The sequence below is a fragment of the Kaistia terrae genome (assembly GCF_026344005.1).
Taxonomy (GTDB): Bacteria; Pseudomonadota; Alphaproteobacteria; order Rhizobiales; family Kaistiaceae; genus Kaistia; species Kaistia terrae.
The window spans coordinates 24278-48019 of record NZ_JAPKNH010000003.1; the positions used below are offsets into that span (position 1 = coordinate 24278).

Sequence of the window (23742 nt, forward strand, 5' to 3'; positions counted from 1 at the left end):
TCATGTCATTCGCCAGCCTGACACGTCGCACCCTGCTTCAGATCGCTCTCGTGGGGACGCTCGCCTGCCCGGTGATGCTGCCCGCAATAGCGCAGGCCGATCCGTTGCCGTCCTGGAACGAGGGCAAGACCAAGGCCGCCATCGTCGATTTCGTGATGCGGACGACGGCACCGGGCCCCGACTTCGTCGCCGTCGGCGACCGCATCGCCACCTTCGACAATGACGGCACGCTCTGGTCCGAACAGCCGCTCTATTTCCAGCTCGCCTTCGTGCTGGACCGGGTCAAGGCGATGGCCAAGGACCATCCGGAATGGAAGGACACGCAGCCCTTCAAGGCCGTGATCGAGGGCGATACGAAGACGCTGATGGCCGGCGGCGAAAAGGGCATCGTGGAATTGCTCGCCGCGACGTCCTCCGGCATGTCGGTCGAGGATTTTTCCGCCTCGGTCGTGGAATGGACGAAGACGGCGCGGCACCCGCGCTTCGACAAGCCCTACACCGAGCTGGTGTTCCAGCCGATGCTGGAGCTGCTCGCCTATCTGCGCGCCAATGACTACCAGACGTTCATCGTTTCCGGCGGCGGCGTCGAGTTCATGCGTCCCTGGACCGAAGGCGCCTATGGCATCCCGCCGCAGCAGGTCGTCGGCTCCTCCGGCAAGACCGAATTCAAGCTCGACGGCGACACGCCCTCGATCCAGAAGCTGCCGGCGATCGAGTTCGTCGATGATGGGCCCGGCAAGCCGGTCGGCATCAACCGCTTTATCGGCAAGCGCCCGGTCTTCGCCGCCGGCAATTCCGACGGCGACCTTCAGATGCTGCAATGGACGACGCTCAATAGCGGACCGCGCTTCGGCATGATCATCCATCACACCGACGCCAAGCGCGAATGGGCCTATGACCGGGATTCGCATATCGGCAAGCTCGACAAGGCCCTCGACGAGGCGCCGAAGCGCGGCTGGACCGTGGTCGACATGAAGGATGACTGGAAGGTCATCTATCCGTTCGAGAAGTGAGGGGGGGCAACGCGTGACGATCTTGAAACACCAGCGCGCCCCTTCGCGGTTTCTACCGGGGCGCGCGACCGTCCTTGTGCCGAACTTCTGTTCCCAGACTTCAGCGCCAAATCTCAACCATCACCCTGAGGTGCCCGGCCTAGCCGGGCCTCGAAGCGGGGTCCAGCGAATACCGAATGCCGATCATCGTCCGCAAACCGGATCACGCCGCTGGCCCCTCCTTCGAGGCTTCGCTTCGCGAAGCACCTCAGGATGATGGTTGAGGTGGTCGATCAGCCTGAGAGTCGACATTTCCCCTTGCCTGTCCGCTTGCTCCCTCCGCCGCATCAGAATGGATCCTGCCCCAGATGACAGCCCGCGATGCCATCCTCGAAATTGAAAAACGCGTCAATTCGGCCGTCATCGGCCAGGAAAGAGTGGTGGAGCGGCTCGTCATCGCGCTACTCGCCAATGGCAACGTGCTGGTCGAGGGCCTGCCCGGCCTCGCCAAGACGCGGGCGATCAAGAGTCTCTCAAAAGCGCTGGAATCGGAATTCAGCCGTATCCAGTTCACGCCCGACCTGCTGCCCTCCGATGTCACCGGCGGCGAGATCTACCGGACCGATGCCGCCGGCGCCGGCTCGTTCGAATTTCGCAAGGGGCCGATCTTCGGCAATCTCGTGCTCGCCGACGAGATCAACCGCGCGCCCGCCAAGGTGCAGTCGGCGCTGCTCGAGGCGATGGAGGAGCGGCAGGTAACCGTCGCCGGCAAGCGCTACACGCTGCCGGACCTGTTCATGGTGCTGGCAACACAGAATCCGATCGAGCAGGAAGGCACCTATCCGCTGCCGGAGGCGCAGATGGACCGCTTCCTGATGCATGTGCGGATCGATTATCCCAGCGATGCCGACGAGGTGAAGGTGCTGCAGCTGGTGCGGGCCGAGACGGCCGGCACGTCCGCCGAGGATCCGCCGAAGATCCCTCAGCAGGCAATCTTCGACGCGCGCAAGGAGATCGACGCGGTCAGGTCGGTCGACGCCGTCGAAACCTACATCGTCGCCCTGATCGCCGCGACCCGCCGCCCGGCCGAATTCGGCGATAAGCTGAAGGGCTGGATCGCCATCGGCGCGAGCCCGCGCGGCTCGCTGGCGCTCGACAAGTCCTCGCGCGTCTACGCCTGGCTGCAGGGTCGCGACTATGTCACGCCGGAGGACGTGCAGGCCGTCGCGCATGACTGCCTCCGCCATCGCCTGTCATTGTCTTATGAGGCGAGCGCCGACGGGCTGCATGCCGACGACGTGATCGACGAGATCGTCAAGCAGGTCGCTGTGGCAGTGTGAAATCGGAGGCGACGATGGCGACCACATCCGCATCGGCCCGCGCCTATGTCACGCTCGACGAACTGCTGCGCCTGCGCCATAGCGCCAAGGGCTTCAGCTTCCTGCCGCGCCAGCCGGTGCATTCCCTGCTGACCGGTCGTCATGCCTCGCGGCTACGCGGTCGCGGCCTCGATTTCGAGGAGTTGCGCCATTACTACGAGGGCGACGACACGCGCACGATCGACTGGGCGGCGACCGCCCGGCTCGGCACGCCGCATGTCCGCGTCTTCACCGAGGAGCGCGACCGCAGCGTCCTGCTCCTGGTCGATCAGCGCCTGTCGATGTTCTTCGGCAGCCGGCTGATGATGAAATCGGTCGCGGCGGCCGAGGCGGCGGCGCTGTCCGCATGGCGCGTCACCTCGCTGGGCGACCGCGTCGGCGCGCTGGTCTTTTCCGAGGACGGCATCACCGAGATCCAGCCCGAGGCGCGCGATAAGGGCGTGCTGCCGATCCTGCATGCCGTGGCGCGCCAGAACGCGGCGCTGAACGCTTCCGACAGCCGCGCCGCCGACCCCGGCCTCTTCAACGAGGCGCTGCGCCGCGCCGCGCGGCTTGCCCATCACGATTGCCTCGTCTGCATCATTTCCGACGCCTATGGCGCCGACGCCGAGACGGTGAAGCTGGTCACCAAGATCACAGCGCATAACGACGTGTTGACGATTTTCATCTCCGATCCGATCGAGGCCGACCTGCCGTCGCTGGGGCGTGTCATCGTCGGCGAGGGCGACAACCAGATCGAGCTGGACAGCGCCTCGACGTCGCTGCGCGGGCGCTTCGCTCAGAGCTTCAGCGAACGGCGCGACAGCCTTGAAAGCTTTTCGCGCAAGCGGACGATCCCGGTGTTGCCGATCGAGACCGGACGCGACGTCTCGGCGCAACTGCGCGACCTGCTCGGCCAGCGCCTGGCCCATGCGCGCAGCGGCGCGGCACGGGCGGCGTCATGAGCAGCGATCCATCCGATCTCGCCAACCTGCGCGACATCGTACTGCCGCCGCCCGTCCCCTATTGGCCGCCGGCGCCCGGCTGGTGGATGCTGGCCGCATTGGTTGCCGCGCTGCTGGCGCTGCTCGTAGCCCGCCAGATCCTCCGCCATCGCCACGACGCCTATCGGCGCGCTGCGTTGAGGGAACTTGCCGCCCTGCCCGCGCCGCTCGACGCACGCGGCGCGCAGGCGCTGTCGGCGATCCTGAAGCGCACGGCGCTGGTCGCCTTCCCCCGCGCCGAGGTCGCACAGCTTACCGGCGCCCAATGGCTGCGCTTCCTCGATACGACCGGGCGGATGCAGGCCTTCGAAACTGGCCCGGCCGCGCCGCTGCCGCAGATCGCGCTTGGGGCTTCGGTGCCGGTGGACGACGGCGCCATCCGCCATGCGGCACGCGACTGGATCCGCCGTCATCGCGCGGAGGGCTCGTAGATCATGCCGAGCTTCGCCTATCCCTGGCTCGTCCTGCTGCTGCCGCTGGCGCTCGTGGTCTATTACCTGCTGCCGCGCCATCGCGAGCAGCGGCCGGCGCTGCGCGTGCCCTTTTTCGCCCGGCTGGTGACGCTGACCGGCGCGAAGCCGGAGGACGGCGCGGTCGTCGGCCATCGCGGCCTCGTCCGCAGCCTGCTGCTCGGGCTGTGCTGGCTGCTCGCCGTTCTGGCGCTGATGCGGCCGCAATGGATCGAGCCGCCGCTGCATTTCGACAAGCCGGCGCGCGACCTGCTGCTACTGGTCGATCTCTCCGGCTCCATGGACACCAAGGATTTCACCGATGCGAGCGGCGCGACGGTCAACCGGCTAACCGCCGTCAAGCAGGTCCTGACCGACTTCCTGAAACGGCGCGAGGGCGACCGGGTCGGCGTCGTGGTGTTCGGCGACGCGCCCTTCACGCTGGTGCCCTTCACGACCGATCTCGGCCTGTCCGAACGGCTGGTCGGCGAGATGCAGGTCGGCATGGCAGGACCGCGCACCGCCTTCGGGGACGCCATCGGCCTCGGCATCAATATGTTCGCCAAGTCGACCGTGCCGGCCAAGACGATGATCGCGCTGACGGATGGCAACGACACGGCGAGCCAGATCCCGCCCGACCAGGCGGCGCGCATCGCCAAAGACAATGGCATCGTCATCCACACCATCGCGGTCGGCGATCCGGCCGCCGCCGGCGAGGACAAGCTCGACGAGGCAGCGCTGAAGGATGTCGCCAGCACGACGGGCGGCGGCTATTACCGCGCCATGGACCGCCAGCAGCTGGCGACGATCTATGACGAACTCGACAAGATCGAGACGCGCAAAGTCGATACCGTCACCTTCCGGCCGAAGACCGAGCTCTACTGGATCCCGCTCGGCGCGCTGGTGATCCTCTCCATGCTGGGGCAAGCCCTGCTGCTGATCCGCTGGCCGCATAGACGGACGGCACCGGCCAAGGCGGAGGCCGCCAAGGCATGAGCACGTTCCTCGCCGCCTTCCATTTCATCCGCCCCTGGTGGCTGTTGCTGCTCCTGCCGGCGTTGGCGCTCTGGTGGGCAGAACGGCGCTCGGGCGACAGCACCAACCGCTGGCAGAAGGTCATCGATCCGGAACTCCTCAAGCATCTCGTCACCGGCGGCGAGGCGCGCCGCCGCATCCGCCCCGGCGATGTCGCGCTGCTCGGCTGGATCCTCGGCATCGTTGCGCTCGCCGGCCCAACCTGGCGCGAGGTGCCCTCGCCCTTCGCCGCTGCCGCGAAGCCCGCGATGATCGTGCTCAAGGTGACGCCGTCCATGCTGACGACCGATCTCGCGCCGACCCGGCTCGACCGTGCCCGCCAGAAGCTCGACGATCTGCTGAAAAGCCGCGCAGGTGCACCGACTGGCCTCGTCGCTTATGCTGGCTCCGTCCATCTCGTGCTACCGCCAACCGTCGATGGCGATGTCGTTCTGGCGATGGCCAAGGCGCTGTCGCCCGAGATCATGCCGCGCGAGGGCGATGCGCTGGCCGAGGCCATCACGCTTGCTGGCTCGGTGCTGGCCGATGCGAAACTCGGCGGCTCGATTCTCGTGCTCGCCGACACCGCCACGCCGGAACAGAGCGGGACCGCCACCAAGCCGGCTGTACCGGTGACCATCCTCGGCCTGACGCCGCCGGACGTTCCCGCCGATAGCGGCCTCGCGGAGATCGCCAAGGCACTCGGCGCGACGCTGATCTCGACCAGCGTCGACGATACCGACATCGACGCAATCACCCGCCGCCTGGCCGCCGGCGCCGCGCCGACGCTGGGCCAAGGTGAGGGCCAGCGCTGGGAGGAAGCGGGCTACTGGCTGATGCCGCTGATCGCGTTGATCGCCCTGCTCTGGTTCCGGCGCGGCTGGGTGCTGGCATGATGACAGCGACCCGCCCGCCGCATTTCGGCAAGCTCGCGCTGCTGTTCCTCGGCGTCACAGCGGTGGCGCTGGTCGTGGGCGCGTTCAGGATCGGCTGGTACGCCCTCTGGGCCTCGCCCGACCAGCGGGGCCGATACCTCTATGAAAAGGGGAAATTTGCCGAGGCCGCAACGAGCTTCCGCGATCCGATCTGGCGCGGCGCGGCCCTGATGCGTGCGGGCGACTTCAAGACGGCAGCGCAGGTCTTCGGCAGCCGCGATACGGCCGAGGGCGCCTATGACCAGGGCAATGCGCTGGTCATGCTCGGCCAGTACGACGCGGCGGTCGGCCGCTTTGATCGGGCGCTGGAGCTGAAGCCCGGATGGAACGACGCCACAGCCAACCGCAAGCTGGCTCAACTGCGCGCCGACAGGATGAAGGCGCCCGGCGGCGATCTCGGCGACCAGGAGGAAGGCGCCGACCAGATCGTCTACGACAAGGATGCGAAGACGCCAGAGGGGCAAGACACGGAAGTCGATGACAAGCCGATGAGCGACGAACAGGTGCGCGCCCTCTGGCTGAAGCGCGTGCAGACGAAACCGGCCGATTTCCTGCGCGCCCGCTTCGCCTATCAGCTGCAGGTGTCGCCACCGCCGGCGGACGTCAAGCCAAACGAGCCAAAGCCATGAGACGCGCCGCGCTCGCCTTCACGTTTCTGCTGCTCGCCGCGACCGCGCGGGCACAGGAGACGACGCCGGCCAATCCACCGGCTCCCGCCGCCGTGCCGATCATCCGTACTACGCTTGATCCGAAGGAAGGCGCCGTCGTCGGCCAGCATATTGCGCTGTATGTCGACGTGATGTTTCCCGGCGACATGCCGCGTCCGCCGCGCGTCGCCATTCCCGACATGCCCGGCGCGCAGGTAATGCGCTTCGAGACGCAGGCAACGACGATGCGCGAAACGATCGATGGCGCCGACTATGTCGGCCAGCGCTTCGAATTCGCCGTGTTCCCACGTCGCAGCGGCCCGCTCGCCATCCCGCCCGCCGCCGTGACCCTGCTCGACCGAGACGGCGATGTCACCGGTACGCAGACCGGCCAATCGGTGCAGGAGACGATCGTTGCGCCCGAGGGGATCGACGCCAAGGACGTCGTGGTCGCGACCGACACGCTGACGCTGGAGCAAAGTTGGAAGCCCGAGCCGGGAACGGCGCTCCACGTCGGCGACGCACTGGTCCGCACCATCACCCGCACGGCGACCGACGTGCCGGCGCTGGCGATGCGCGACCTCGCATTCCCCGCCCCAGACGGCGTTCGCGTCTATGTCGATGCGCCGGCGAGCCAGGACCAGAGCAATCGCGGCACGATCACCGGCAAGCGCATCGACCGCGTCACCTATGTCTTCGAGAAGGCGGGAACGTTCGATCTGCCGGCCGTGGATCAGCCCTGGTGGAACTTAGCCGACAAGCAGGCGGAGACCGCCACCGGCAAGGGGGCGACAGCCACTGTGAAGGCTGGCCCGGCGCCGACGACCATGCCCGGGACACCTGCCGCCTCGACCCCGGTTCGGCCACTGATCTGGGCGACAATCGCGGCGCTCGCAATTTTGGTCGTCCTGGCGCTCGCCACGGTCTGGAAATGGCGGGCGCAAGCCCCCCATCGTCGCGCCGAACAGGCGCTTTCCGAGCCAGCCGCGTTCCATGCGCTCACTCACGCTGGCGACAGTGGCGACGCGGCAGCGATCTATAAGGCGCTGGCGACATGGCGCGCGCGGCTGCCGGCTTGTTGGCCAGCTCCACCAGACGCGAGTGCGCTGGAGATGGCGTTGTTTGCTGGCGGACCAGCTTGGACGAAGGCGATGGCAAAGACGTATCTTATGTCGTTGCGCCAATATCGGGCGGCGGCTCTGGCCCGACCCCGCGACTCTGCCCCAGCCCCACTTCCTCCGCTAAATCCTCTCGGCAAGCCAAGCAACGAGTTTGCCCCGTCATAGGGTGCCCAGGAGCACGGTGAATGGCCGATGCCCGTCCCGACCTGCCTGTTCCCGCCGCGCTATCGGTCAATCGCCATCTGGACGTATCCGATGATCCTGGCCTGCATCGCAGCGTAGCGATCGGGGCCATGTGGACCCATGGGGCACTGATCGCCGGGAAGCTGATCGTCCTCGTCAACACGGTGATCCTGGCAAGGATGCTGTTGCCGGACGATTTCGGACTGGTTGCCATCAGCCTCGTCATTCTCGCCTATATGGAAACGGCTGCCAGCCTGGGAAGCGGCGCGGCGATCGTCTGGCGGCACGATGAACCGGAGAAAACTGCCGCCGTTGCGCTTTCGATGGGCCTCGCCGGCTCCTTGCTGGTGGGAGGGCTGACATTCGCGGCGGCGCCGATATTTGCCGACTTTTTCAAGGACGGCCGGATATCCGAAATGGTCCGTGTGCTGTCCATCTGCTTCCTGCTGACCAGCCCCGCATCGATCTTCTCCAGTCTGCTCCAGCGCCGGATGGAATTTCGACGTCGTGCTGTTGCTGAGATCGGAAAAGCCCTCGCCAAGGGCGTCGTCGGCATCGGCCTCGCCGCGGGTGGATTGGGCGCCTGGAGTCTGGTTTGGGGGCACATAGCGGGACAGACCTTCGGATTGGCGTTGCTGTGGTGGCTATCCGGGTGGCGGCCTCGCCTCTCGCTGGATCGCGACATTCTTCGTCAGATATCCAGATACGGCAGTCTCGTCGCATTGATCGAACTGCTCGGGATGGCAACAAAGAACATCGACTTTCTGGTCATCGGTCGTTGGTTCGACCCGTCCAGTCTCGGCATCTATGTGCTTGGCTTCGCGCTGATCGATCAGGTCGTGATGAGCGTTTGCTGGGCGGCGAGCCAAGCCCTCTTCCCCGCCTATAGCCGGATGCAACGAAATCGGGACGCCCTGCGCCGATCCTGCCGCGAGAGCCTGGCCGTCATCGCTGCCATCGCGTTGCCTGCCGCCGCGGGAATAGCCGTCGTCGCGCAGCCGCTAGTCCTTCTGTTCTTTGGAGAGAAGTGGCTACCCGCGGTACCCGTGATGCAGGCGCTCGCATTCTACGCGATGATATACGCCCTTAGCTTCAATCTCAGCGACATCTACAAGGCCACCGGCCGTCCTCACATCCTGACGCTGATCGCGGTGGCAAACCTGATCCTCGCCATGCCGATTCTGATCGTCGCTACTCGCTGGGGAATTGTCGGTGTCGCCTTCGGCCAGGTCCTCGTTGCATTGACCACGACGATCCTCAATTGGATTGTCGTCTGGCGCGTGGTCGGAATCGGCGTCGACATACTCTATCAGGCCGTACGCGCCCCTCTGGTTGCCACGGCGCTCATGGTCGTCAGTTGCTTGGCTGTCGACAACCTTGGCACTATTGGCTCGACACCGTTGCGGCTCGCCGTTCTGGTTGCGACGGGGATGCTTGTATATGCCCTCGCCCTACGGCTTTTCGCGCCCCAACTGGTCGAGATGGCAATCAGGCTTGCTTTCGCGGAAAGTAGGCAGGACGCCCCGCAAGGGAAGGCCAGCCAATAGACGGGAGCCGACTTAGGGCCGTAGCTCGATCTTGTCCTCCAGCTTCACTAGCTCGAAATCCGAAATGAGGATGTCGATCCTTGCCTTCCATATTCCAGGCACCGGCAAGTTCAGCCCTTCCACGCTCCAAACTCCATCGGCAGAGATTTGGGCAGGTCGCCGGATCGCTTCGATGCCGACGTCCGGATTGGAAAGGACGAGCGTCACAGCCTTGGCGTCCAGCGGTCCAAAATCGCCCGTCATGATCGCGATGGAGGCACGGACCGGGCCCGCTTTGCCAGGCGTGATTTCCAGGTCGGCCATCGCCTTGTCGGAATGGATGTGGAGTACGGCCGGGACGGCTGCCGCCTCGGCCAATGCGCGCGGCGGCGGCGTGAAGCGCCATAGCCCAGCTATCGCGAAGATCAGGACGATGAGAACAAGCTCAAAACCGACCGAACGGCGCAAACGCATGGTTGCGCGGGCTTCCCCGCCTTGCGCCGGTTTTGTCAGCCAAAGGCGATTGACGACGGCAAGCGCGAACAGCGGGACGAGCAGCGCCAGCTTGACGACAAGGATGTTCCCGTAGGCGGTCGTCCATAGCGCATCGAGCGCCCTCACCTGGACGAAGGCGAGCAGAACGCCGGCCGCAATCAACGGCAGGACGAACCAAGGCGCCAGCTTCGAAAACCGCCGCAGCACGTTCGTCGATTCCGACGGTCTCGAAGCGAGAGCGCTTGCCAGGGGGACCAGAGCGCCGGCCCAGAATGCGATCCCGACGCCGTGCAGAAAGACAGCCGGTCGAGTCAGCCATTGCGGCTGCGCGGCGCTGGCGTGGCCGCTCGAGGCGAGCGCGATCCCGACAAGGGCCAAAGCGATCAGCGATAAGGGCCTGGCAATCCTGCCACGGGAAAGCATGGCCACGAGCGCTGTTACCATCGCAGCGATGGCGAGACTGGCCAGATTGCCGAGACTGGTGGAAAAACCTACTGACCAGACTGTTGGCCGGGCGATGTTTGCCAAACCCAGGCCGAGCGCATCGAGCCCCTGGAAACCAACCGAGAGCGACACTGCCGCCAAGCCCGCGATTATCAATCCAGTGCAGAGTCGCCCAACCGACGCGGACCGATCTCCGATCCAGCTTTGGAAAAAGACGCCGCCGATGCCGATGAAAAGAGCGGCGTAGGTGATGATCTTGGCAAGCCAAATGCCGCTGCGAATCGGCCAGTCGATCAGCTCGATCGCGGTTGTCGACGGACGCGCGCTCGGCGCGCCGATGGAGAAGACCGCTGAGCCTCCAACTGGATGGCCGTCCTCCGAAACAACCCGCCAACTGAGAACATAGCTTCCCTTGTCGAGCCCCGTCGGCGCGACGATGTCGATGGTCGCGTCCCGCAACACAGATTTGTCGAGAACCCTGGCAGAGCCGTCGGGTCCGACCAGCTTCAGCGAGAGCGGCGAGGTCGGCTCGCTGAAGGTGAGCGCGAAGGAGGACGGAGCCGTCGCGAGGACAGCGCCGTCGGCCGGGCTGGAGCGTATGAGCGAGGCATGGGCAAACGCGTCACCCGCGGCAAGCAGCACCGCCACGAGGACCAGCGCCGCCACAATCGTTCGTTTCACACCGTCCGAAATTGCCGACATCGTCCCGCCCCATTCCAAGCCACCCGACAGAGGAAGCAGGCGCGCCGCAGCGGGCGCGCCTGATCCACCTATTCCTTCGGCTGCAACTTGACGCCCGGGGCGGGCTGCTCGTAGTCGTCGGCACTCTTGCCTGCCGCCGGAATTTCAATCCAACGCTCGACGGCGCCGTCCGGGCATTCCTGGACGATCGGGAAATAGAGCGTTGATCCGGCTACGAGATCTCCGGTCAGATAGGCTCGCAGGACAAACTCGTCATACTCGTCGTCGGGAAGGCTGCCACCACTCCAGACGATCTCCTTCACCCCCTCGCTCGTCGGGGTGCCGTAGTAGTCATAGGCCTTGTCGTATGGGCCCTTCACTTTCGCGACGGTCCAGCCCGGCTTCGGCTGCGGCTTGACCGCGATCACGCCTTCGGGGATCTGAACGCGGATCTTGATGGTGGGCTTGCCCTCGCAGCCATGTCCGACCCGGAACACGGCTTTGTAGGTCGACGCCACCGGCGCGAGCTGGTTTTCCAGCGTGACATGCGCCGATACGGCCGTGGCACCTGTTGCGAGAAACGCGGTGGCGGTCAGGATAGACTTCAGATTCAGGGTGCGAACAAACATCGCCTGCTCCAGTAGGGCTGATCCACCCACAAACGGGTGGCAGGATCGGATGAACCGGCTCGAAAGACCCGGCAGTGCATCAGATCCCCCCGGGAGGCGCCCTCGGATTTTGCGGCGTTCTCTGAGCCAGCCCGGCCGGCCCGGCGGAGACCAGTACCGGCGTTTGGGAGACGCCACGGTTGTTGAGCAGCGCTCCGCCATCGTCAGGCGCGGCCGGGACCGCGCCCCCGACCATGCTGCAGCCGAATGTGCAGCAATCGATCTCGTGCGCGAGGGGGGAGCCGTCAGGCGATTGGCTATTGGCGGATCTGGCACCATCGGCGGTGCAGAGAACATGACTGAAAGCGTCGGGACCAAGTATCGCCGCCTGAACGCCAAGCGAAAGGCCACTCAGCAGAATTTGGACAACAAGCATCAGGGCAACGAACAACGTCGCCTCAGCCGATAGTCCCTGGCGCAACCTCAGATTCAAGCGACTTCCCCTCGCTTGGATGAAATTAGCACGAACCAGCGGGCGCAGAACATCCGGCAGCGCGGCATATTGCGCGCCATCCCTGGATCGCTCGCCGGCATTTGCCCCGCGCTTTAACGCCCAAGCCAGAGAGGAACTCCGGTTCCGGCGGCATCGTCCAAGGGTATCGTTTCCCTCGGACTTGACCCTATTTGGGGGCGCGCCTAAACGTGCAGAGCAGGTTCCGGCGGATTTCGTCCGCCGGACCGATCGCGCCAGAAGACGCAGACGAGCCATTGCTTCAATGGTTTGGGGTCGCTGCATGAGGAGCCTGCCCTGCCCCGCGCTGACGAATTCAAGGCTGCCCTGCTCGCCGAAGGCGTGGACCCTGCGATAGCGGAGGCCGCGGCTGGCCTGCCGCCGCTCAAGATCAGCACGCCGGAAGAAATTGCCGCCCGCCGCGCCGAACGCCGGGAGCGAATTGCCCGCGAGAAGGCCGACGGAACGCGCAATCCCGACGGCTCCAAGGCCCAGCCCTAACTGCGGAATGGCGGCTGCATTGGCCGCAATCGTCCCGCTCAGCCGGTTGTCAGCCAGCCCTTAGCGTCTCGACGTTCTTGGGCCCCAGGTACCAGTCGCGCGCCAGCACTTCTTCGAAGACCACCCAGACGTCGCTATCTGTCAGACCTGTAGCCTCCCGGATCGCTTCGGTGACCTTGGCGGCGATAGCGGCCTTCTTGCCTTCAGGATCGCTGGCGATGACTTCCTTGACGATGCGGATGTTGACGAACGGCATTCTGGTTCCCCTCCCTGGGTGGCTTCTTTGCCGAATGGTGCTGCGCCGTTGATCTCGCTGCGTCCGGCTCATCCACAGTCTGCAATCCTGCCTCTTCCGAAGCCAGATCTCTCTTGCGAAAACCCTGTTCGATCGAAGTAGGCGACCCGTGAATCTACGCCGCTTGGAGCCATTCCTCGGCAATATGGCCGAATCGGCCCGCTGGGATCCCTCGCCCTATCGTGTTTGAGCCGCCGGCAATCCTGCCGGGAGCGCCTTCGCGCTCCAAGCGCGCGCAGCAGCACGATGAAGAGGCCGGCCCATGTCGTTCGGCAGCATCCCGCTCGCACTCGCCTTCCTGCTCTCGGTCGCGCTGGTAGCGACGCTGCGCAGGATTGCGCCCCGGATCGGTCTGATCGACATTCCAACCGTTCGAAAGGCCCACGAGGGTACCGTCCCGGTCTGCGGCGGCATAGCCATGTTCGTCGCCCTGCTTGCCACCATGGTTTTGCGCGATGGCCTGTGGCCGCGCGACATTGAGACGTGGGCAACCGCTGCGCCCGAGCCCAATTCATGGACCTTGTTGCTGGCGCTTGGCGCACTGGTCGCCGTCGGTATCGCAGACGATCGATGGGAGATCCGCGCGGGAACGAAACTGGTGCTTCAGGGGCTCATCGCTTTTGGCCTGCTCGGGCTCGGTGATGGGGGGCATCTTGGCGCGGGCATAGTGCCAATTCCGGCATCGCTGCCGGCAAGCGGCTGGATCTCGGCCCTGGTGACGATCGTCTTCGTCGTTGGGCTCATCAATGCCTTCAACATGATCGACGGCCTGGACGGGCTGGCCGGCGGAATTGCCGGAGTTGCCCTCATCTGCCTTGCCCTTGCCAGCATGCTGACGGGACAGGCACGGTTGGTCGATGACAGCCTGTTGCTGGTCGCCGTCGTCCTCGGCTTCCTTGTCTTCAACCTGCGTCGCCCCGGCTTGCCCCGTGCCATCGCCTTCATGGGAGACGCCGGCAGCATGATGCTGGGATGTGCCATCGGCAGCATCATCGTCGAGCTGTCCTCGCGCTCCCTCGCAGGCGAGGGCGGCCCAGAAATCTTCCCTGCCCTGCTCTGGATCGTTGCCATTCCGGTGATCGATACGATCAGCCTGATGATCCGCCGGCCGCTAGCCGGGCGGAGCCCGATGGCTGCGGACCGGGCACATCTTCATCATCTCCTGCTGGATTCAGGCATGTCGCCGATGCTCGCCACGGCAACGCTGATCGGAGTTTCCGGCCTGCTCGGTGCGGTCGCAATCGCGGGCATCGCGTTGCAGGCGCCGCCATCGCTGATGCTGATGGGGCTGGTTATCCCGGCCATGGCGCATTGCGCTTTTGTCTGGGCCGGACCGCATCGTCGGAAAGCCGTCGCTCAGGCACCGGCGGTGTCACCCGAGCCTGCCGAATAGCCCGCGTCGGATCGACGGACGGAACGCTTGCTGGGCCTTAAGCGCCTTGAGCAACTCAAGCCATTCGGTAATTCCACGCGCCCGCAGATGGCCATTTTCGAAGGCAATGCGCGCTCGACGTCCCATCGCCTCGCATAGGGCGGGATCCAACTGCCACTCGACGATCTTGGCCGCGAGCGCCCGCCCCTGGCCAATGGCGACCGTCTGGCCAAAGTTCCCCGATCTCAGGGTGGTTGCGACCTCGCCATCGTCCGCCCCGATGAAAAGGATTGGCCGCCCGGCAGCCATGATGCCGTAGAGCTTGCTCGGCACGACATAGGGCTCGAGCGCACTCCGTAGCGAAATGAGATGAACGTCGGCGGCAGAAAGGCTCTCGGCCAGTCGTTCGCGCGGTTGTAGCGGACGCAGGATGACATTGGTCAACCCGCGCCTGCCGATTTCATTCTCGATAGTCTGGCGACCAAACCCGCCGCCGATCAAAAGAAAGCGGATCGGCTCATGATCCCGCAGATGCTCGGCCGCGTCGAGCAGGGTCTCAAACTCATGCGCGCGACCAAAATTTCCCGAGTAGCCGACGACGAACCTGCCGGTGAGGTTCCATTCGCTTCTCAGCGGATTGAGCTCGGGTGCGATGGGCCGGATCTCGTTCTCCTCAGACCAGTAGGGAATGACGCCCATCGTGCCCCGCGTGATGCCGCGCTCCAGCAAGCCAAGCGCCATTGCGGCAGTCGGGACAACATTTTGACTGGCACGTTGGAGCGCCCGGTCGCGCGCGGCCAGCGCTAGTCGCGCTGCCGTTCCCCCACGCCCGATCATCCCAAGTTCGATGGCGATCTCGGGAAAGATGTCATGCAACCAGTTCACCAGCAGCCCACCGCGCGCGGCGATGGCCGGTTCCAGGGAAACGGACAAGAGCGGCGGATCGGTACAGGGGATGACGATATCGCCGTGCCGGATATGCGCCAGACACCAGAAGGAGGCGCTGGCGTGGAAGCTCGCATAGTCGGCTGCCCTGCCCGCCAGGCCCGCTCGGCCAAAGTACGAAGCAGCGATCCGGTGCACCCCGACGCCCTTGATCGTCTCGAAGCGCGGCATGGCTTCGACAGGATCGTCGTGGCGATACCGGCTGGTGACGATCTCGACCTCGACTCCCTTGCCGGCAAGCCCGAAGGCCAGGCTGGAGACCATCCGACTCGTCGCCGATTCATCAGGGTGAAAATAGCGATTGATCAGCACGACGCGCATCGGGATCGCAGTCTCCGAGGATAGCAGGTCCTCAAGCGTTTCCCGTTCCCGTGCGAGCGGCAACTCAGCCGATGGAGGCGTTTCAGCCCTTCTGACCGAGCCGCACCATCCGGAAGAACTAGAGCGGTCGAGCGGCCCTGATCGCTTCTCCACTATCGGTTGAGCGCAAGGCCGTCAGCCCGGCCGGATGGACAGGACGGCGCCGGCTGGCATGCTTCGTATAGTTCCGGTTGGAAACGGCGGAGCAAACAGAATGCGCGCGAAGAGGGCTCTGATTGTCGGCGTCACCGGTCAGGACGGGGCCTACCTGGCCGAGCTCCTGCTCGAAAAAGGCTATGAGGTTCATGGCATCAAGCGCCGGTCCTCATCCTTCAACACGCAACGCATTGATCACTTGTATCAGGACCCACATGGTTCCGAGGCAGTCCGCTTTCAGCTCCATTACGGAGAACTGACCGACGCGACGAACCTGTGCCGGATCATTCACGAGGTCCAACCAGACGAAATCTACAATCTCGGCGCCCAGAGCCATGTCCAGGTCTCGTTCGAGACGCCCGAATACACGGCCAATGCCGATGCTCTCGGAACGCTGCGGTTGCTGGAGGCGATGCGCATCGCCGGCATTGCGGCTCATTGCCGGTTTTATCAGGCCTCGACCTCGGAACTGTTCGGCGGCAGCCTTACGGCGCCCCAGCGCGAGACGACCCCGTTCTCACCGCGCAGTCCTTATGCAGTGGCCAAGCTCTACGCCTACTGGATCACTATCAACTATCGCGAGGCCTATAGCATTCACGCCTCGAACGGCATCCTGTTCAATCACGAAAGCCCCCTGCGCGGCGAAACATTCGTTACCCGCAAGATCACACGCGGCGTCGCCGCAATCCAGCATGGCCTGCAACAGACCATCCATCTCGGCAATCTCGATGCCCGGCGCGACTGGGGACATGCGCGCGACTATGTCGAGGGCATGTGGCGCATCGTGCAGCAGGAACGGGCGGAAGATTTTGTGCTGGCGACAGGCGAGACGCACACGGTGCGTGAGTTTGTCGAGCGTGCGTTTGGCGAGATCGGTCGCGCCATCGACTGGAGTGGAAACGGTGTCACAGAAAAGGGCCGCGACGCACGAAGCGGCGCAACCCTTATCGAAATCGACCCGCGCTATTTTCGCCCGACCGAAGTCGATCTTCTGCTGGGCGACCCCACCAAGGCCCGCGAGCAACTCGGCTGGACCCATACGACGTCGTTCCAGGGGCTGATTGCCGACATGGTTCAATCGGACCTGCGCACTGTGCTTCGGGAGGTTGGCCGCAATGACCGCTATGCATGAGACGGACAGCTTCGACCTGACCGGCAAGCGCATCTGGATTGCCGGACATCGCGGCATGGTCGGCTCGGCTCTGGTGCGAAGGCTGCAACGCGAACCCTGCGAGATCCTGACCGTATCCAGTGCAGAGCTGGACCTTCGCCGACAATCCGCAACCGAGGCATGGATCAACGCCAACGCGCCCGACGCCATCATCATAGCGGCGGCAAAGGTGGGGGGCATCGTCGCCAACGCGAGCCATCCGGCACCGTTCATCTATGACAATCTGGCGATCGCGACCAACCTCATCGAAGGCGCGCGGCGCGCCGACGTCAAAAAACTGCTCTATCTCGGCTCCAGCTGCATGTATCCGCGCGAAGCGACCCAACCGATGCAGGAAGCGGTCCTGCTGACAGGGCCACTCGAGCCCACCAATGAGCCGTATGCAATTGCCAAAATCGCAGGGCTGAAGCTCGCCGAGAGCTATCACCGCGAGTATGCCTGCCGATTCATAACGGCCGTGCCGCCCAATCTGTATGGGCCGAACGACAACTACGATCCGGAGAATTCCCATGTGCTGGCGGCGCTACTGCGCCGCATCCATCTCGCGAAGGCCGACGATGCGGCCAGCGTGTCAATCTGGGGCACAGGCCGGCCGATGCGGGAGTTCATGCATGTCGACGATCTCGCGGACGCGTGCATCCTGCTGCTCAGGCGCTATGACGAAGTAGAGCCTATCAATGTCGGCTCCGGCCAGGAGATCTCAATCCGCGACCTCGCGATCCTGATCGCCGACATCATTGGCTATGATGGTGCCATCGTGACCGATCCGAGCAAGCCCGATGGAACACCACGCAAGCTGATGGACAGTGGCCGCCTGACGGCGCTCGGCTGGAGTCCCTCGATCAATTTGCTCAACGGCATCGAGGCCAGCTACCAGGCTTGGCTGGCGGGATATGCCGAAGCCAACGCGATCAAGTCTCGGCCGGGCGGCTAGCCCCCCTGTTTCAACAAAAAAACGGCTGTTCGCGGGTCCTTTTGGGCCCGTGAGGCTTTTTGGTCAGGACGAAAATGAAGCCCTGCGCAGGTCGCGGAACAATTCCCTGTAGAAGGGACCCTGCCCGAGAACGAGCAGGATCATGACGCCGTAAATCGACAGCATGATGCCGCCACCAACGACGAGCTCGACCAGCGGCGGTTGATCTGCCATCACGTACCGATCGACGAGTATCCCGATCGTTGCGGCGACAAGGCCTGCCAAAATCGGGCGTCCCATGGAGGGGAGAAGGTCCCTGACGCTGACCGGTGTTCCATGCACACACCAGAACATATGTGGGATGCACCAAAGCGCCATGGCGGTCGAATAGGCTGTAGCGACCCCGCGCGGCCCATAAGGCAGTCCGATGATGCAGGCCACGATGACGATGGGTCCAATCACCAGCGCTGTCCGCAGGCTGCGCCCCTGACGCCCCGTCGCGAACAGCAGCCAGGCGAATGGATTGATCAGGCTGAAGATCAAGACGGTCGGGGTCATCAGACGGAATATGGCGGCAGCCTCCATCCATTTGGGGCCAAACAAGACCAGAAATATCGGATCCGCGAAGAAGCCGAGAAACAGCGTCAGCGGGACCGTCATCGAGACGATCAGCGAATAGCCCTTGATGAAATAATGGCGGAGTCGGGCCGGATCCTCTTGAAGCCTCGCCAGGGCGGAAAAAGCCACGCCGCCGAAGGCGCTGTTCAGATTGTCGATCGGTACGGAGATGAGCTGATAGGCGCGGCCGTAATTGCCGAGCGCATCGGCGCCCCAGAAACGGCCGAGCAGGACCTTCTCCAGATTATATCCGACATAGGTCACGAACGTATTGAGCGTGATGGTACCGCCGACGCGAAGGAGCGGAAGGACGCTGGCGAGGCGCCCGAGGCGTCCTGGAATCCAGCCTGTCACCACCCAAAGGCCCAAGGTCGTACCGAGTTGAGCGAAAGAGGCCGCGCCAACGAGCGCCCAATAGCGGAAGCCCGCAAGTGCCAGCGTTACTCCGGCAACCAGACCAAGCAACTGCCCGCCAGACTCGATCACCGTCAACGTCGCATAGCGCATATCCCGCTGGAGTATCGCCAGATGCTGAACGCTGGCGGCGTTTAGCAGAAAGCCCGGCGCCAGTAGGATCGTCAGCCAAAACAGCCGCGGCTCATCATAAAACCGAACCAGAAGTGGCGCCATGGCACAGCACAGAACGGCGAAAACCACGCCGATCAGCATGTTGACCCAGAACAGCGTCGATATCTGCGCCCTACTGATCGAATGGGCCTGAACGGCCGCCGAGGAAAGGCCGGCCGAGGCAAACATGCCGAGCAGGCCCGTGATGGCCGTCGCCATCGCGACAAGCCCGAATTCATGCGGGTTGAGCAGCCTGGCGAGGACGACCATGAAGGCGAGTCGCATCATCGAACCCACACCCTGCCCGAGGAGCTTGGCTAGTCCGCTGCGAATCGTTTTTCGCCGGAGATCCTGCATGCGGGCGCCTTTCTCCGGAGAGGTAGACTGGCTCCCGGGCGACAAGCCTAGCCGAGACGCCTCCTGTCCTCCCCTTGATCAAGGGGCGAATGCGCTACGCCATGTGCGGTGTGCATGGAAGGTTCGGCGTCTTCAGCCCAATCAACCCTGACTGGAAGCCTTAGCCGGTTGCACAGATGGTCAGGGCGCTAGACGCATGCCGCGAGCCTAGCCTCGCAGGACCCGCCCTGATTGAGACGCATCGCGATTTCCGGGACGCGCAGGAGGGATCGTCAGGGAGGGCGTGGCATGAAGGTTCTCGTCACCGGTCATCGCGGTTATATCGGCACAGTGATGACGCCGATGCTCCTGCGCGCCGGCCACACGGTCATCGGCTGCGACAGCGATCTCTATGCAGACAGCACATTTCCGGCCGGCGGCCCGATCACGGACATAGTCGCGATGCAGATGGATATCCGCGACATCGCGCGGGATGCGCTTGTCGGTTTCGACGCAGTAATCCACCTGGCCGCCCTGTCCAACGATCCGCTGGGCGACCTCAATCCCGATATCACCTACGCGATCAACCATCGCGCCAGCGTCCGTCTGGCGATGCTGGCCAAGGCCGCCGGCGTCCGGCGCTTTTTGTTCGCGTCATCTTGCAGCAATTATGGCCGCGCCGGCGACGCCATGGTCGATGAAGCGTCGGAGCTTCATCCGGTCACCGCCTATGGCAAGTCCAAGGTTATGGCCGAACGCGAGATCGCGCACCTTGCGGACGAAACGTTCTGTCCGGTCTATTTCCGTCCCGCGACGGCCTATGGCCTCTCGCCGCGCCTGCGCTTCGACGTCGTGCTCAACAACCTCGTCGCCGGCGCGGCGACGCGCGGCGTTATCCACCTGCTATCGGACGGGACGCCATGGCGACCGATCGTGCATGTGGAAGACATCGCCCGCGCCTTCCTAGCCGGTCTCGTGGCACCGGAGGATACGGTCCGCAACCAGGCGTTCAACATCGGCCAGACGGATCACAACTATCGCATTCGCGACCTGGCCCGGCTCGTGTCCGAGGTAGTTCCGGGCTGCGAGTTGAGCGTGGCGCCGGACGCAAGCCCGGACCATCGCTCCTATCGCGTCTCGTTCGACAAGATCGGTCGCATGCTGCCTGGCTTCAGGCCGAAATGGAATGCGCGGCGCGGCGCTGAACAGCTCTATGCCGCCTACCGCGCCGCGGCGCTCACCACCGAGATGTTCGAAGGGCCGCGGTATCAGCGGATCGGACAGATCCGTCATCTGATGGCGGCCGGCGTGCTGGATGCCGACCTGCGCCGACGCCAGATTGCACACCATTCCGACATGGCCGCTGCAAAATGAGGGCGGTTGCCGCGGAGGATGGGAACAACGCCCTCGCCGAGGTGCAGCCCATGGAACTCGGCGAGGCCATCTACAGCCTGCTGGCGGATATATTTCCGATCTGCCGCTCGGTCGCCGGCGAAGGCGTGCGAGAGACGTTGCGCCGGTTGCAACGGGAGATCGCGCTGACGATCCATGAGGTACCCTCTGGAACGCAGGTGTTCGACTGGACCGTCCCGCGCGAGTGGACGATCCGCGACGCCTATATTCGCAACGAGGCTGGCGAGCGGGTCGTAGATTTCCAAGCCTGCAATCTGCATGTCGTGAACCACAGCGCCCCGATCCGGGCGATCCTGCCGCTGGGCGAATTGCGCCAACACATTTTCACCCTGCCCGAACAGCCGGACCGGATTCCCTATCGGAAATCCGCCTATGACGAAGCCTGGGGATTTTGTATGGCGCATGAGCGGCTAATGGCTCTCCCGGACGGACTTTACGAGGCCGTGATCGACTCGGAGCTTGGGGAAGGCAGCCTTTCTTATGGCGAGTTTTACCACGCCGGAGCGAGCGAGGAGGAGGTGCTGCTTTCGGCACATATCTGCCATCCGTCGCTTGCCAACGACAATTGCTCCGGCCTGGCGCTACTCACCCTTCTCGCGAAAGCGCTATCTGGCCACAAGACGCGCTACAGCTATCGCTTCGTCTTTGCGCCAGGCACCATTGGCGCGCTCGCCTGGCTCGCCCGCAACGAGGCGCAGACCGGAAAAGTCCGGCATGGGCTCGTCGTCTCGTGCGTTGGCGATGGTGGCGGGCCGACTTACAAGAAAAGCCGCCGCGGCAGTGCATTCATCGATCGAGCTGCTAGCCACGTGCTTCGGTACGCAACGCCAGCGCCTGCCATCCTCGATTTTAGTCCCTACGGGTATGATGAGCGCCAATACGGATCGCCGGGATTCAACTTGCCGGTAGGTCTATTCCAGCGCAGTCTGTTTGGAAGCTTTGCCGAATATCACACGTCGGCCGACAATCTGGATTTCGTCCGGCCGGAACATCTCGCTTCGTCCTACTCTATGCTCCTCGCCATCCTGGATGTGATCGAGAACAATTTCACGCCGCAGAGCACGATGATGAAGGGCGAGCGGCAGCTTGGCCGCCATGGTCTTTATATCGGTGGCGACGGATCTCCGACAACTCAGGCCGCGAACATGGCGATGCTGTGGGTGCTCAACCTCGCCGATGGACAGCACACGCTTCTCGACATCGCGGAACGGGCAAACATGCCGTTTGCCGACCTGCTCGAGGTAGCGCGACGTTTGCAGGAACATGGGCTGTTGGAAGCCTGAATCTTCCCAAAAGTGTCCAGTTCAGAGGTAGTCCGGCCAGCCCAGGTCGCGGGACGAAATTGCAGCGATCGGGAGCGGCCAGACGATCCCAAAAGCTGGATCGTCGTGGCGCACACCGCTCGAAAACTCGGCCGCATAGGGCGTCGAGATCAGGTAGCCCATCTCGACATCGTCGCAGAGCGTCTGGAAGCCGTGGGCAAACCCTTCAGGCACATACAGCTGGTGTCGATTGCTCGACGCAAGCTCGAACCCCTGCCAATGCAGGTAAGTCGGCGAAGTTTCCCTTAGGTCGATGATGACATCCCACACACAGCCGCGCAGGCAGCGCACCAACTTGCTTTCGCCGTGCGGCGCCTTCTGGAAGTGCATGCCGCGCAGCGTTCCTTTTGCGAAGGAACAAGACTGGCTGTGCTGGACGAATGCGGCAGGCAGACCGGCCGTCGCAAACTCTCGCGCGCAAAAGCTACGCTCGAACCGGCCGCGTTCGTCCTCCGCCGCGTCGGGCTCGATCCGGACCGCTTGATGCAACAGGGTCTGTAGAAACCGCACTGTGACTACCTTATCCGTCCGGTCGCGTTCTTCCGCCCCGCCTTTGCGGCTGTACCGTTCCAGGCTTCGTCCAGCACCGCTGCGATGCGTTCGATCGGATGCTCCATGTGCAACAGGTGGTCGAATGGTGGTAGCAGCGCCGTCCCCCAGGATCGCTGGACCGCATAGCGGAGCAGGCCCACAGCATTTGCCGGTTCGCCCCGGCAGGCTTGACTGATGCCAGACCAATAGGACCGCCCCACCAGCGCTCGCGCGGCCCATCGCTTCAGTCGCGCGGCGTCCGGCAGATTGGCACCCTCATTTGCGAAGAAGGAGTCGAATGCCGCCTCGCAGTTTGCGATGTCGCGACTGAGGTCGGCCCGGATCGATGCGGAGCGAGCATCGCCATGAACCCGCAATAGCGCGAGGGTCGCACGCGTTTCAGCGACCTGCCCCTCTGACATCGCGACCCGCATCCAGAACTCGAAATCGTCCGTGTAAGGCAGGGTGGAGCGAAAATGGCCGACCTGCTTCATCGTTGAGGTCCGCACGACGGCGGCGCAACTGCAGATGCAGGAGGCACCCATGCGACAGAACCGATCGAGCAAGCTGCGCGCCGGCGACACGGTCCATCGCACAGGAGACGCCTCGCTCTCCACCGACATCGTCGGGCCAAGGGTTGCCGATCGTCCGAAGGCAAGATTGATCTGCGGATTTTGATCGAACAGGGGCAAGTAGCGCGAGAGCGCACCCGGCGCGAGCTTGTCGTCCGCACACAGCAACAAGAAGCCATCCGCAGCAGCCCAGTCGATCGCCTCGTTGAACGAGGCGTGGTGACCGAGATTGGCCCTGTGGCGCACGAAATGCACGCGGGCATCGTCCGCGGCAAGCTGTTGAGCAACCTCGGCGCTGTTATCGGTGGAGGCGTTGTCGATGATCAGGACGCGCAATTCCGGAACTCCCTGGCTCAGAACGCTCTCCACGCACTCCCGCAAGTAGCGGCCGTACTGGTAGTTGGGAATGGCGACGTCGATGCTGGTCATATCCGGCGCCCCCTCCCGGGCGCTCGCCCGTTGGGAGCTATTGAAACGCGCATTGGCTTCAAGCAACACGCATCCAAAAGGCCAATCCTTGCAGCATCTGGCTAAGCGCAGTGGCGTCCTAACCTTCAAAAGGCATAGAGCGCGCCCTTTCGGTTCAGGTCTCCATCCAAACTGCATGGGCACAACGCCGAAAGTGCCTATTTTGCTCTAGAAATATAGAAACTACGATGATCCCAGATCAAAAAGTTCATGTCGATCAATTAATTCGCTCGA

General features: G+C 64.0%; 23 protein-coding genes. 15 read left to right on the plus strand and 8 right to left on the minus strand.

Going from position 1 to position 23742, the window contains the following annotated elements:
• Nucleotides 1-2 precede the first annotated feature (2 nt).
• The 9 genes from OSH12_RS09865 to OSH12_RS09905 all read left to right on the plus strand — a co-directional run bounded on the left by OSH12_RS09865 (nt 3) and on the right by OSH12_RS09905 (nt 9250).
• The gene (locus tag OSH12_RS09865; protein WP_266343383.1) at nt 3-1013 is read left to right on the plus strand and encodes an HAD family hydrolase; all 1011 of its coding nucleotides are present in this window, start codon (nt 3-5) and stop codon (nt 1011-1013) included.
• Between the two features lie 347 nt (nt 1014-1360).
• Nucleotides 1361-2332, plus strand: a complete 972-nt coding sequence (locus OSH12_RS09870) for an AAA family ATPase (RefSeq protein WP_266343384.1) — start codon at nt 1361-1363, stop codon at nt 2330-2332.
• A 14-nt stretch (nt 2333-2346) separates the two neighbouring features.
• On the plus strand, nt 2347-3315 hold the full coding sequence (locus OSH12_RS09875) for a DUF58 domain-containing protein (protein WP_266343385.1): 969 nt from the start codon (nt 2347-2349) through the stop codon (nt 3313-3315).
• Entirely contained in the window at nt 3312-3785 is a 474-nt protein-coding gene (locus OSH12_RS09880; RefSeq protein ID WP_266343386.1) for a DUF4381 domain-containing protein, read from the plus strand. Before OSH12_RS09875 ends, OSH12_RS09880 begins: the two co-directional genes overlap by 4 nt.
• 3 nt (nt 3786-3788) lie before the next feature.
• On the plus strand, nt 3789-4799 hold the full coding sequence (locus OSH12_RS09885) for a VWA domain-containing protein (protein ID WP_266343387.1): 1011 nt from the start codon (nt 3789-3791) through the stop codon (nt 4797-4799).
• Nucleotides 4796-5713: a VWA domain-containing protein gene (locus tag OSH12_RS09890; protein WP_266343388.1), complete on the plus strand. Its 918-nt coding sequence runs from the start codon at nt 4796-4798 to the stop codon at nt 5711-5713. Before OSH12_RS09885 ends, OSH12_RS09890 begins: the two co-directional genes overlap by 4 nt.
• Nucleotides 5710-6381: a tetratricopeptide repeat protein gene (locus tag OSH12_RS09895; protein WP_266343389.1), complete on the plus strand. Its 672-nt coding sequence runs from the start codon at nt 5710-5712 to the stop codon at nt 6379-6381. The genes OSH12_RS09890 and OSH12_RS09895 overlap by 4 nt, the downstream gene beginning before the upstream one ends.
• Nucleotides 6378-7685 carry a hypothetical protein gene (locus tag OSH12_RS09900; protein ID WP_266343390.1) on the plus strand — a complete coding sequence of 436 codons (1308 nt, stop codon included), beginning with the start codon at nt 6378-6380 and terminating at the stop codon, nt 7683-7685. The genes OSH12_RS09895 and OSH12_RS09900 overlap by 4 nt, the downstream gene beginning before the upstream one ends.
• A 20-nt stretch (nt 7686-7705) precedes the next feature.
• A complete protein-coding gene (locus tag OSH12_RS09905; RefSeq protein WP_266343391.1) occupies nt 7706-9250 on the plus strand; it encodes a lipopolysaccharide biosynthesis protein in 1545 nt (514 codons plus the stop codon).
• 12 nt (nt 9251-9262) lie between these two features.
• Here the strand turns inward: OSH12_RS09905 and OSH12_RS09910 are convergent, their stop codons facing one another.
• The 3 genes from OSH12_RS09910 to OSH12_RS26245 form a co-directional block, all read right to left on the minus strand.
• Entirely contained in the window at nt 9263-10870 is a 1608-nt protein-coding gene (locus OSH12_RS09910) for a copper resistance CopC/CopD family protein (RefSeq protein ID WP_266343392.1), read from the minus strand.
• 68 nt (nt 10871-10938) lie between these two features.
• Nucleotides 10939-11478: a YcnI family copper-binding membrane protein gene (locus OSH12_RS09915; RefSeq protein ID WP_266343393.1), complete on the minus strand. Its 540-nt coding sequence runs from the start codon at nt 11476-11478 to the stop codon at nt 10939-10941.
• 79 nt (nt 11479-11557) lie between these two features.
• Nucleotides 11558-12253, minus strand: coding sequence for a DUF2946 family protein (locus OSH12_RS26245; protein ID WP_407660761.1), 696 nt, complete (start codon nt 12251-12253; stop codon nt 11558-11560).
• Here OSH12_RS26245 and OSH12_RS09920 point away from each other — a divergent pair.
• Nucleotides 12239-12469, plus strand: coding sequence for a hypothetical protein (locus tag OSH12_RS09920; protein ID WP_266343394.1), 231 nt, complete (start codon nt 12239-12241; stop codon nt 12467-12469). The two genes, OSH12_RS26245 and OSH12_RS09920, sit on opposite strands and share 15 nt — an antisense overlap.
• 49 nt (nt 12470-12518) lie before the next feature.
• Here the strand turns inward: OSH12_RS09920 and OSH12_RS09925 are convergent, their stop codons facing one another.
• Entirely contained in the window at nt 12519-12725 is a 207-nt protein-coding gene (locus OSH12_RS09925) for a tautomerase family protein (protein WP_266343395.1), read from the minus strand.
• A 301-nt stretch (nt 12726-13026) separates the two neighbouring features.
• On the opposite strand from OSH12_RS09925, the gene OSH12_RS09930 reads away from it, so the two are divergent.
• The gene (locus OSH12_RS09930) at nt 13027-14157 is read left to right on the plus strand and encodes a glycosyltransferase family 4 protein (RefSeq protein ID WP_266343396.1); all 1131 of its coding nucleotides are present in this window, start codon (nt 13027-13029) and stop codon (nt 14155-14157) included.
• On the opposite strand, the gene OSH12_RS09935 is transcribed toward OSH12_RS09930, so the two are convergent.
• On the minus strand, nt 14137-15402 hold the full coding sequence (locus OSH12_RS09935; RefSeq protein WP_266343397.1) for a glycosyltransferase family 4 protein: 1266 nt from the start codon (nt 15400-15402) through the stop codon (nt 14137-14139). The two genes, OSH12_RS09930 and OSH12_RS09935, sit on opposite strands and share 21 nt — an antisense overlap.
• Before the next feature lie 253 nt (nt 15403-15655).
• On the opposite strand from OSH12_RS09935, the gene gmd reads away from it, so the two are divergent.
• Complete coding sequence (gene gmd / locus OSH12_RS09940; RefSeq protein ID WP_266343398.1) at nt 15656-16729, plus strand: GDP-mannose 4,6-dehydratase; 1074 nt, start codon at nt 15656-15658, stop codon at nt 16727-16729.
• Nucleotides 16713-17702, plus strand: a complete 990-nt coding sequence (locus OSH12_RS09945) for a GDP-L-fucose synthase family protein (protein ID WP_323180636.1) — start codon at nt 16713-16715, stop codon at nt 17700-17702. The genes gmd and OSH12_RS09945 overlap by 17 nt, the downstream gene beginning before the upstream one ends.
• 63 nt (nt 17703-17765) lie before the next feature.
• On the opposite strand, the gene OSH12_RS09950 is transcribed toward OSH12_RS09945, so the two are convergent.
• Nucleotides 17766-19223 (minus strand): lipopolysaccharide biosynthesis protein, encoded by a 1458-nt coding sequence (locus OSH12_RS09950; RefSeq protein ID WP_266343399.1) that lies wholly within the window; start codon nt 19221-19223, stop codon nt 17766-17768.
• A 288-nt stretch (nt 19224-19511) separates the two neighbouring features.
• Here OSH12_RS09950 and OSH12_RS09955 point away from each other — a divergent pair, with 288 nt between their 5' ends.
• Both OSH12_RS09955 and OSH12_RS09960 read left to right on the plus strand, forming a co-directional pair.
• Nucleotides 19512-20576, plus strand: coding sequence for an NAD-dependent epimerase/dehydratase family protein (locus OSH12_RS09955; RefSeq protein WP_266343400.1), 1065 nt, complete (start codon nt 19512-19514; stop codon nt 20574-20576).
• A 50-nt stretch (nt 20577-20626) separates the two neighbouring features.
• On the plus strand, nt 20627-21898 hold the full coding sequence (locus OSH12_RS09960; RefSeq protein ID WP_266343401.1) for a DUF4910 domain-containing protein: 1272 nt from the start codon (nt 20627-20629) through the stop codon (nt 21896-21898).
• A 21-nt stretch (nt 21899-21919) separates the two neighbouring features.
• Here the strand turns inward: OSH12_RS09960 and OSH12_RS09965 are convergent, their stop codons facing one another.
• The gene (locus tag OSH12_RS09965) at nt 21920-22447 is read right to left on the minus strand and encodes a dTDP-4-dehydrorhamnose 3,5-epimerase family protein (protein ID WP_266343402.1); all 528 of its coding nucleotides are present in this window, start codon (nt 22445-22447) and stop codon (nt 21920-21922) included.
• 5 nt (nt 22448-22452) lie between these two features.
• Complete coding sequence (locus OSH12_RS09970) at nt 22453-23469, minus strand: glycosyltransferase family 2 protein (protein WP_266343403.1); 1017 nt, start codon at nt 23467-23469, stop codon at nt 22453-22455.
• Nucleotides 23470-23742 lie beyond the last annotated feature (273 nt).